Annotated in this window: 4 protein-coding genes and 1 pseudogene; 3 read left to right on the forward strand and 2 right to left on the reverse strand. The window is 72.1% G+C overall.

The window, feature by feature from the left end; genetic code table 11:
- The 3 genes and pseudogenes from J4H91_RS15020 to J4H91_RS15030 form a co-directional block, all read left to right on the forward strand.
- A pseudogene (locus tag J4H91_RS15020) lies at positions 1 to 118 on the forward strand (IS481 family transposase); the annotation flags it as partial.
- Positions 119 to 519: 401 nt separating this feature from the next.
- Positions 520 to 2,295: a phospho-sugar mutase gene (locus J4H91_RS15025; RefSeq protein ID WP_208047062.1), complete on the forward strand. Its 1,776-nt coding sequence runs from the start codon at positions 520 to 522 to the stop codon at positions 2,293 to 2,295.
- Positions 2,296 to 2,298: 3 nt separating this feature from the next.
- A complete protein-coding gene (locus tag J4H91_RS15030) occupies positions 2,299 to 3,393 on the forward strand; it encodes an ADP-dependent NAD(P)H-hydrate dehydratase (RefSeq protein WP_208047063.1) in 1,095 nt (364 codons plus the stop codon).
- Positions 3,394 to 3,659: 266 nt separating this feature from the next.
- Here the strand turns inward: J4H91_RS15030 and J4H91_RS15035 are convergent, their stop codons facing one another.
- Positions 3,660 to 6,932, reverse strand: coding sequence for a DUF5979 domain-containing protein (locus tag J4H91_RS15035; protein WP_208047064.1), 3,273 nt, complete (start codon positions 6,930 to 6,932; stop codon positions 3,660 to 3,662).
- Positions 6,929 to 9,073 (reverse strand): hypothetical protein, encoded by a 2,145-nt coding sequence (locus tag J4H91_RS15040; RefSeq protein ID WP_208047065.1) that lies wholly within the window; start codon positions 9,071 to 9,073, stop codon positions 6,929 to 6,931. Before J4H91_RS15040 ends, J4H91_RS15035 begins: the two co-directional genes overlap by 4 nt.
- Positions 9,074 to 9,199 lie beyond the last annotated feature (126 nt).

The following is a 9,199-nucleotide window of genomic DNA, read 5'->3' on the forward strand; positions in this document are numbered from 1 at the left end:
CACGAACACGGAACGCACGAGGGCGCTTGCACCCTGGCTCGAGTTCTACAACACTGGACGCTGCCACTCAGCCCTGAGAGGCTTCCCACCGATCAGCCGACTGGAACCAACGTCCTGACCGGGTACAGCTAGGCGCTCCGCGACGGGAAGCGCGTCGAGGGCGTCGATCGCGGCGCGCGGGTCGGCGATGTCGAGTCCGAGTCGTTCGAGCACCGGCGCCGCAGGAACGGCCTCCTGCGCGCGAGACGTGCCGCTCCCGTACGATCCCTCGCCCTCCGTCGAGCCCGGCGCGGAGGCGCCCTGGGCGCACCCGGTCAGGAGCAGTGCGGCGATGGCGGCGACCCCGGCCCTGGCGAACGCATCTCGTCGAATACCCATGCCGGGTATGATGCCACGCGCGTCCGAGAACATCCGGAGAGCGCGGCGGCCGCGCACCCGGGCACGAGTTGGAGGGGCGGGCCCGACGGGTGGTAGCTTGAAACCACTCCGGCGCCGGCCGGCACGGGAAAGGGGATGGCAATGGCAGCACCCGACACGGACGCCCTGCTCGCCGAGGTCGAAGCCTGGGCCGCTCTCGACATCGACCCCGAGACGCGGGGGGCGGCGCTCAATCTCGTCGCTCTGGCCCGCACGGGGAACGCGGCGGCGATCGACGAGCTGCGCGCCTCCTTCGGCGGCCGGCTGAGCTTCGGCACTGCCGGCCTGCGCGGCCGCATCGGCCCCGGCCCCCGCCGCATGAACCGCGTCGTGGTCTCGCAGACGAGCGCCGGCTTCGCGGCCTTCCTGCTCGAGAGGGCGGCCGCGGGCGCAGCCTCGACCCCGCCGTCGGTGGTCATCGGCTACGACGGCCGCGTGAACTCCGACGTCTTCGCCCGCGATGCCGCCGAGATCATGGCGGGCGCCGGGGTGAGCGTCACACTGCTCCCCGAGCCCGGCCCCACGCCCCTCACCGCATTCGCCGTGCGCCACCTGGGCGTCTCGGCAGGCGTCATGATCACGGCGAGCCACAACCCCCCGCAGGACAACGGCTACAAGGTCTATCTGGGCGACGCCGATGAGGGATCCCAGATCGTGCCGCCGTCGGACGCGGAGATCGCCGCGCACATCGAGCGGGTCGCGACCGGACCGGTCTCCGAGCTGCCGCGGTCGACGCACTACGGGACAGCCGGCCCCGAGGTGGCCGACGGCTACGTCGCGATCACCGCCGCCGCCGTACTCGCGGGGCTGCCGCAGCAGGCGGACGCCCCCGGCACCTCGGTCGGCGCCTGCGAGGACCTCACGGTCGTCTACACCGCGATGCACGGTGTGGGCGCCGACACCGCCCGCCGGGTGTTCGTCGCCGCGGGACTGCCGTCCGTGCAGCCCGTCGCCGAACAGGACCGGCCGGACGGCGCGTTCCCCACGGTCTCGTTCCCGAACCCCGAGGAGCCCGGCGCCCTCGACCTCGCGTTCCGCGACGCGCGCGAGGCCGGTGCGGATCTCATCGTCGCGCACGACCCCGACGCCGACCGGCTCGCCGTCGCGCTCCCCGATCCCGGCACCGAGGAGGGCTATCGCAGGCTGAGCGGCAACGAGCTCGGGCTGCTGCTCGGCTGGCGCGCGGCCGAGCGCGAGCGCGCACGCGCGGCCCTCGCGGGCGAGGAACCCCGCGGATCCCTCGCCTGCACGATCGTGTCGTCGCCCGCGCTCGGAGCCGTCGCACGAGCCTACGGGCTCGACTACGCCGAGACGCTGTCGGGATTCAAGTGGGTATCGCGGGTGCCCGGGCTGATCTTCGGCTTCGAGGAGGCGCTCGGCTACCTCACGCACCCGCACGTGGTGCGCGACAAGGACGGCATCTCGGCGAGTGCCGACGCGATCGCGATGGCGCGGGAGTGCAAGGCGCAGGGCCGCACGGTGTGGGATCTGCTCGACGATGCGAGCGAGCGGTTCGGGCACTTCGCGAGCGGTCAGGTGACGCTGCGGCTCGAGTCGATGGCGGCGGCGAGCGCGCTCTCGGCACGGGTCCGGCAGTCGCCTCCCGCCGAGTTCGCCGGGATCTCCGTCGACCGCGCCCAGGATCTGCTCACGCCGGGCCTCGCCGCAGTGCCGGCCGATGTGCTGCGCTACGATCTGGCCGACGGCTCGCGCGTGATGATGCGCCCGAGCGGCACCGAGCCGAAGCTGAAGGTGTATCTCGACACCTTCAGCGACGAGGGATCCGCCTCCGAGCGGCGCGCCGCGGCCGAGGCCGCGCTGGGGCGCGTCGAGAGCGCGGTGCGCGAATACCTCGACCGCATGCAGGCGGACGGCTGAGCGATGCCGCTCGAGCGGTGGAGCGCCGAGCGCACGGCCGCTCGGCTGCGCGCGCCGGGGCCGGCCGACGACAAGTACCGCCGCGGCGTGCTCGGGGTGCGCACCGGCTCGGCGGACTACCCGGGCGCCGCGGTGCTCGGGGTGACAGCGGCCTGGCGCGCCGGCATCGGCATGCTGCGGTACGTGCCGCCCACGGAAGGTTCGGGAGGCGCGCCCTCGGCCTCGGATGCGCCTCCCCGCGGTGCGGGGCTGCCCGATCCTGCGGCGGCCGTGCTCGCCGTGCGTCCGGAGACGGTGTTCGGCGAGCCCGCGGGGCGGCCGTGCGACGCTTGGCTGATCGGCTCGGGCACCGACCCGGCGTCGCGATCCGCCGCTGAGACGGCGGCGCTGCGAGAGCTGCTGCGCGGCGACGCCCCGGTGGTGGTCGATGCGGGGGCGCTGGGACTCGCGACCGAGGCCGCGGGCGCACGCGGTGGCGAGGGATCCCTACCGCCCGGTCCCGCCGCACCCATGATCCTCACCCCGCACCGCGGGGAGTTCGAACGACTCTGGGAGGCGTGCGGGCTCGGCGGGCTGCCCGTCGGGTGGCCCCGGCGCGAGGACCCCGCTGCCGCCGACGCGGAGGTGCTCGCGGAGGGTGCTTCGCGCCTCGCGGCCCGCCTCGGCGCGACTGTGCTGCTGAAGGGATCGACGACCATCGCCGCCGCTCCGACCGGCGACGCCGCAGCGGTCGGCCCCGCCACGCCATGGCTCGCGACAGCGGGTACGGGAGACGTGCTGGCGGGGGCGCTCGGCGCGCTCGTCGCCTGCGATGCGGAGGCGGTGCGCCGGGATCCCTCGCTGCTGCGAGACCTCGGCGCAGCAGCAGCGCAACTGCACGACGCGGCGGCACGCATCGCGAGCGGCGACTGCGGCTCGAGCGATTACGGCGCAGATGCCTGCGGTGCCGGCTGCGGCGACAGCGCCGGTGGCGGCGCCGGTTTCGGCGGCGCCGCGGAGGCTGCGAACCGGGGGCGACCGATCACCGCGCTCGACGTCGCCGAGGCGCTGCCTCTCGCCTTCGCGAGGCTCAGCGCCTCGGGTGCCCGAACCGGCTGAGCCGGTTCAGCGAGCGCAGGTGCAGCGCTCCGCGGCGGGAACCCCCGCGAGCGCATCCTCGATGTGCTCGCCGCAGCCCTGCCAGGTCGGCTTCGCGCAGTTGTCGCAGCTCACGCGTACGCACATGACGTCTTTCCCTTCGATCGGTGTTGCGGGGGCGCTCCCCGGACGACCTCCATCGTAGCCGCGAGTAGCCGTGCGGCTCGCGCGAACGCGCACGGGCGCCGGGCTCGCAAGAACCCGGCGCCCGCGCGCGACCCGGAGGGCTAGAGCCCGCGCTCCGCATCGGCGCGGCGCCTGCGGGCGATCAGCACCCCGCCACCCGCGGCGACCAACAGCAGCGCGCCGACGACCAGCCAGGCGACGGTACCGCCGGTGACGACCAGTCCGCCGAAACGCGGATCCGCCGGAGGCACCGGCCCGTCGAACACATTCGATACGAGCACGTGCTCCCCGTCCGGGCCGATCACCAGGCCGCCGCGGGTCGATCCCTCGGTCTCGTCGCCGCCGACCGTCATCGACGTCTCGAGCGCTCCGCCCGTGTTCGTCTCGGTCAGCTCGCAGCGCGCGCCCGCGGGCAGGCCAGTCAGGTGCTCCTGCTCACCGCCGCGGAGGGTGAAGGTGCGCACGATCGGGTCTTCCATGCCGTTGACCGCGCAGATCAGCTCGAACTCGAACGCGAACCGCCGGTCGCGATCGTCGGGCTCGTAGCCGTTGCCGCTGAGCAGCGCTTTCTCGACCACGAGCTCTCCGAGCGTGTAGATGTTCGCCAGCTCGAGGAGCGTGGCGTCGTCCGTTCCGCGCTCGCGGATGCGCAGCTCGGCCGACGTTCCGTCCGTCGAGGGCTCGACACCCGCGGTGGGGACGATGGAGCGCCCGCTCTCTCCGTGCGCTCCGACGTCGCCGCTCTCGCGTGCGGTGCAGTCGGCGCCGATCGGCAGGCCGTCGACCGTCACGGAGCCGTCGCGCGGCACCGTCAGCAGCGCCTGATCACCGAGGTCGAGTGCGACGCGCTCGAAGCTCGTGCCACTCGGCACGGTGCACGAGAGCTCGACGGGGAACGACTCGGGCGCATGGGCGGTGCCCTCGCCGAGCACGGACTTCGAGACGACCAGCGAACCGGTCTTCACCGTCACGCCCGCGGGCTGCGGAGTAGCGGGGAGATAGACGCGGTTGCCCGCGCCGTCCCACGCGACCATGCCATGCTGGTTCCAGGCGAACTGACGGTCCCGGAATTGCGCGAGGGTCGGCTGCAGCGCGCCGGTCGAGCCATCGAGCGCGTTCACCGTCTCGAACTCGATCACGATGTTCTCAGCGGGCTGCAGAGGCTCGCCCGACATCTCGAAGACGAAGCGCAGGCCTACGACGTCGGTGCGGTCGCCGGCGAAGTCGTCGAGCGGCTGCCAATCGGCGTTCGCCGGATTGGTCGCGGTGTCGACGCACTCGGGGTCGTCGGCCCAGAGCGATCCCGACCCGGCTCCGAAGCAGGCATCGGCATTCGTCGTCACCTCGATCGTGTAGTGGGCGCCCGCGGGCAGCCCGCTCACGCGGAAGGCGTCGGAGGAGGCCTCCGCCAGTACGGGGCGGAAGGTGGACCCGCGCGCCGCGCCCCCGTCGAGCAGGCGGTCGTTCGCGGCGGGCAGCATGTCCACCACCGTCATGCGCGCGAGCGGAACCGTGCCGGCGTTGAAGTTCTCCAGCTTCCAGGTATCGGTCGCGCCCGCAGCCGTGTAGGAGGCGCAGGGGAACCGCGTGTACGCCGACCCCAGCGGCACGAAGTAGCCGGGCTCGCAGTCCTCGAGGGTGCGCGTGTTGAGCGCGCCGTGCACGAGGTCCTCGCCCAGGGTCGGGCCGGGCTCGCCGCTCACGGTCTTGCGTGGTGCGATCACCGTGCCGGGGTTCGGCTGCACGAAGTTCGTGTTGCCGCAGAGCGTCGGCTCCTCGGGATCCCATGCCGCCGGCTCCTGGCCGAAGTCGTTCGGCCGCACGCAGCTCTCCTCCGTCAACGGCACACCGGTCTTCTCCACGACGACGCGGTTGGTGGCCTTCTCCCCTGCCCGCAACGGCTGCATGATGAGGCCGAGCTTGATAGTGACGGTCTCGCCCGGGTTCAGACGCGGCGAGTCGCCGCTCCAGTCGAAGACGAGACGACCGTCCTCGCCGATCGAGATGTCGGGAGCGTTCTCGATGAGCTCGCTCGACTCCGCGCTGCTCGTCAGCACCGGCGCCGCACCGTCCCAGCTCAGCGAGGCGGGCAGCGCGTCGACCACCTGCTCGATCGGCAGGAAGCTGGTGCCGCTGTTGGTGAGCTCGAGTCGCCACGGCAGACTCGAGAGCGGGGCGACCCGGTGCGTCGTGGTGTCGTTCGGCGCGCGCTTGACCACCTGGAGGCGGTTGGCGCCGGGTGAGAACGTCACCTCATCGTCGTCCTTCGCGTCGGCGGTTCCGTAGCGGATGTTGGTCGCCGCGGCGCTCGCCTCGTTCCGCTGCCGATCATCGGTCCAGTCGACTTCGGCGCCCTCGCGCAGCTGCACGGTGAAGGGCAGCACCGCGGTTCCCCACGAGGCTGACCACGAGGCCGATCCCTGCGGGAAGAGGTCCCCGTCCGCCCGGTCGAACACCATGCCGACGCCTCGGACGTCTGCGAGATCGCCCGTGAAGTCCGCGAGATCGACCCAGCTCCCCGCTCCCGCCGCGTCGACCACGTAGACGCGCGGGATCGCACGGTCGCTGCCCGCCGGCAGCGTCGGAGTGCCGAACCCGACGAGGCGGAAACGCTGCCAGAACCCCTCGGTCGTGTCCGAGATCTCGAGCGTGTCGTGCGGTGCCGTGGCTCCGGCCGGATCGGCGGTGAGACGCACGTCGACCGGTGCCTGCGGCTCGGTCTCGATGATCGTCCGATCGCTCGAGCCGCCGTGCTGCACCGCGACCTCCTTGACGAGGCCGACGTCGACCCGCGCCTGCTTCAGCTGCACATCCGCGGTGTCCCGGCTGGTGGGCTGGGCATCGGGATCGACCACCGCGTCCCAACCGCGCGAGATCGCCTCGTTGGGCAGCATGATGACGGAGCCCGACTCACCGCCGCGCACGGGATCACCGCTCGCGCGCTCGGTCGCGCGCATCCGCATATCGAGGTGAGCGACGAGATCCTCGCCGACCGGGATGCGATTGCCGTTCGCCTCGGGGTCTGCGCTCGAGTAGGTGATCGCGATGCCGATCGTGTCGGGCAGCGCGGCCGCGAAGCCGGCGTCCCCGTCGAGGACCTGCTGCAGGGTGAACCGCTGCGTGGCGAGCCTCCCGCCGTCGAACAGCCACAGCTCGACGGTGCTCTCGTTCCGATCGATGTAGCCAGGCAGCGTGCCGAAGCTCACCGCGGTCAGGTCGAACGCGTCGAAGTGATTGCCCTCGGGGCTTTCGACCTCCCGGGCGAAGTCCCGTCCCTGGAAGGGACTGTCGCCGATGCCGCGCTCCGGCGCCCGGTCGCCCGACGCGAGCTTGCCCGTCGAAGTGTCGGTGACCCTGATCTTCGCCAGCTTCATCGCTCCGAGGAATTGCGCGTGGTCAGCGTGTAGCGCGCCCGCGGGTAGTCGGCCGGATCCAGCTCGCCCGCGTTCGGCACGACCAGCTGAACGCAGTCGGAGGCCGCGGCCGACACCGTGCACGGCGTCGATGCGACGCCGAGCGCCTGTACCCGCTTGTCGAGCGCGACGTTCTGCGCCGCGTCGATCACCTGAATCGTGTCGTTCGCGGTGTCCGAGTGCTCGGCGCCGTCCGATGTCGTGCCGCTCAGGCGGAAGACGTTGTCGACGCAGCCGTCGCCTCCGCCGTCGCAGTTGAAGGAGGTGTCCTTCTCCTTCACCCACTTCAGGGAGCCGTCCGCCGTCCGCGCGCGATCGCGCAGCTTCCAGTCCAGACGGAAGGAGCGCAGTTCGCCCGACGCCGCGATCCCGCTGCCCGCGGCGGGCGCCGTCAGGTCGCCTGCCTCGGCCGCGGCTTCGCGCGCCGCGGTGTTCTCGGCGAGGATCAGGCGCACTCCGCGAGCCCACTCGCGCTCAGCGGCGGTGAGGGTGTACCCGACGAATCCGCCGGCGTCCGTCCAGCCGCCCGAGGGGGCCGCGACGGGAACCCACCGGGCGCCGTCCCACAGCTCGACCGCGGTCACGAGATCCCAGCGCAGCATCGGATCGACGGTCGCATCGGCCACCGGGCCGCTCGTGCGGATCGGACGCACGTGCGTCAGGTCGAAGGCTTCGAAGACCGTGCCCTCGCCCGAGGCCGTCGGCGATGCGGGATCCTGCAGGACCGCCGAGGAGTATCCCTCCCGCGTCACCGCCCACCGCTGAGTCGTCCAGGACGAGGCTCCCGACTGCGAGGTGAGCGCATCGTGCTGCCAGGTCTTGCCGGCCCACAGGCCCTCCGGGCCGGGGCCGCCCTCCTCGCCTCGGATGCCGACCGATGCGCGGTCCTCGTCCTCGCCCGTCACCGTCCGTTCGTCGAGCTTGCCCGTCGCCTCGACCGAGGCCGTGTTCTCGTAGGCCTCGGGCCGCCCGTCGAACGCACCCGCGGTCGGCTTCCCGCTGCTGCGCAGCTCGTCGCGGGCCTCGAACAGGATGTTGGGCTTCACATAGGTGACCTGGTCGAAACCGGCGACGTTCGCGTAGACGAAACGCAGTCCGGTCACCTCCTCGCCCGCCTCGGCTTCCACGTCGACGGCCGTATCGGCGTCGGGGTTCACGACGAGCGTCTTCCAGGTGCCGGCCGCGTCGCGATACTCGATCAGCAGGCTCGCCTGCGCGCCCGCACTCGTGGTGGGTCGGCTGATCGGCGGCAGGATCCGCTTCGCGTCGAAGGCGTCCCAGAAGGTGCCGTCGCCCGCGAGCGCATCCTCCACTACGATCCTGGTCGGCTTCGTGCGGCCGCCGTCGGTCTTAACCTCGGTGCCGAGCTGAACCACGACCTGCTGACCGGGCAGCACGACGCCGGGACCGACCCGCTTGTCGATCGATGCGTCGATGCGCGGCGCCACGTAGGCGACCGTCGCGCTCGCGCTCGCCTCATCGGGGTCGAGCCCCTCGCGGGCACCGGTGACGTCGATCGTGTTCCGCAGCTTGCCGCTGGTGCCCCCTGCGGGCACGAAGTCCTCGTCCACGCTGGAGTCGAGCCGGTAGCGCAGTTCGCTCACCGCTCCCGGGGCGATGGCACCGGTGAAGACGACCTCGAAGCCCGTCACGGTCTTGCCCGTGGCCGGCGCTGGCATCGCCTCGCCCGCCGTCGGCTCATCGGTCGCGGTGGTGCCGTCGTCGTAGCTCCACGTCACCACGGCGCCCGTGGCGCCCGCCGGCCATGCCGCCGCGATCCGTTCGGGCGTGCTCATGTCGAAACCGCCGAAGCGCAGATCGTCCCCGAAGAACCTCGCGTTCGATCCCTCGCCCGGTTCGACGATGCGGAGGCTGTCGAGCACCGTGCTCCGAGGCACGTCCGCGTTAAGCGCGCGCAGCACGACGCCGACGCTGTCGCCGGCGGTCACGCCGGTGAGGTTCTCGGTCTCGGCATTCTCGTCGCCCAGCGGCGTGAAGCGCTTCTGCGCCGAGACATCGATCCTCTCGGTGCCGACCGAGAAGGGCGCCTCGGCTTCCTTCGATACCGGGTCCTGGCCCGGAACCGTCACCGTGGCGCGCACTGAATTGGCCTGGTTTGAGTTCCGATCTTTATACAAGGATGGAACTACGATGCCAAGCAAATATGACCCTGAACTTCGCCAGCGCGCACTTCGGATGCTCGCCGAAGCCCGCCCCGAGCACGAGTC

Origin of the sequence: Leucobacter ruminantium (genome assembly GCF_017565705.1) — a bacterium.
Lineage (GTDB): Bacteria > Actinomycetota > Actinomycetes > Actinomycetales > Microbacteriaceae > Leucobacter > Leucobacter ruminantium.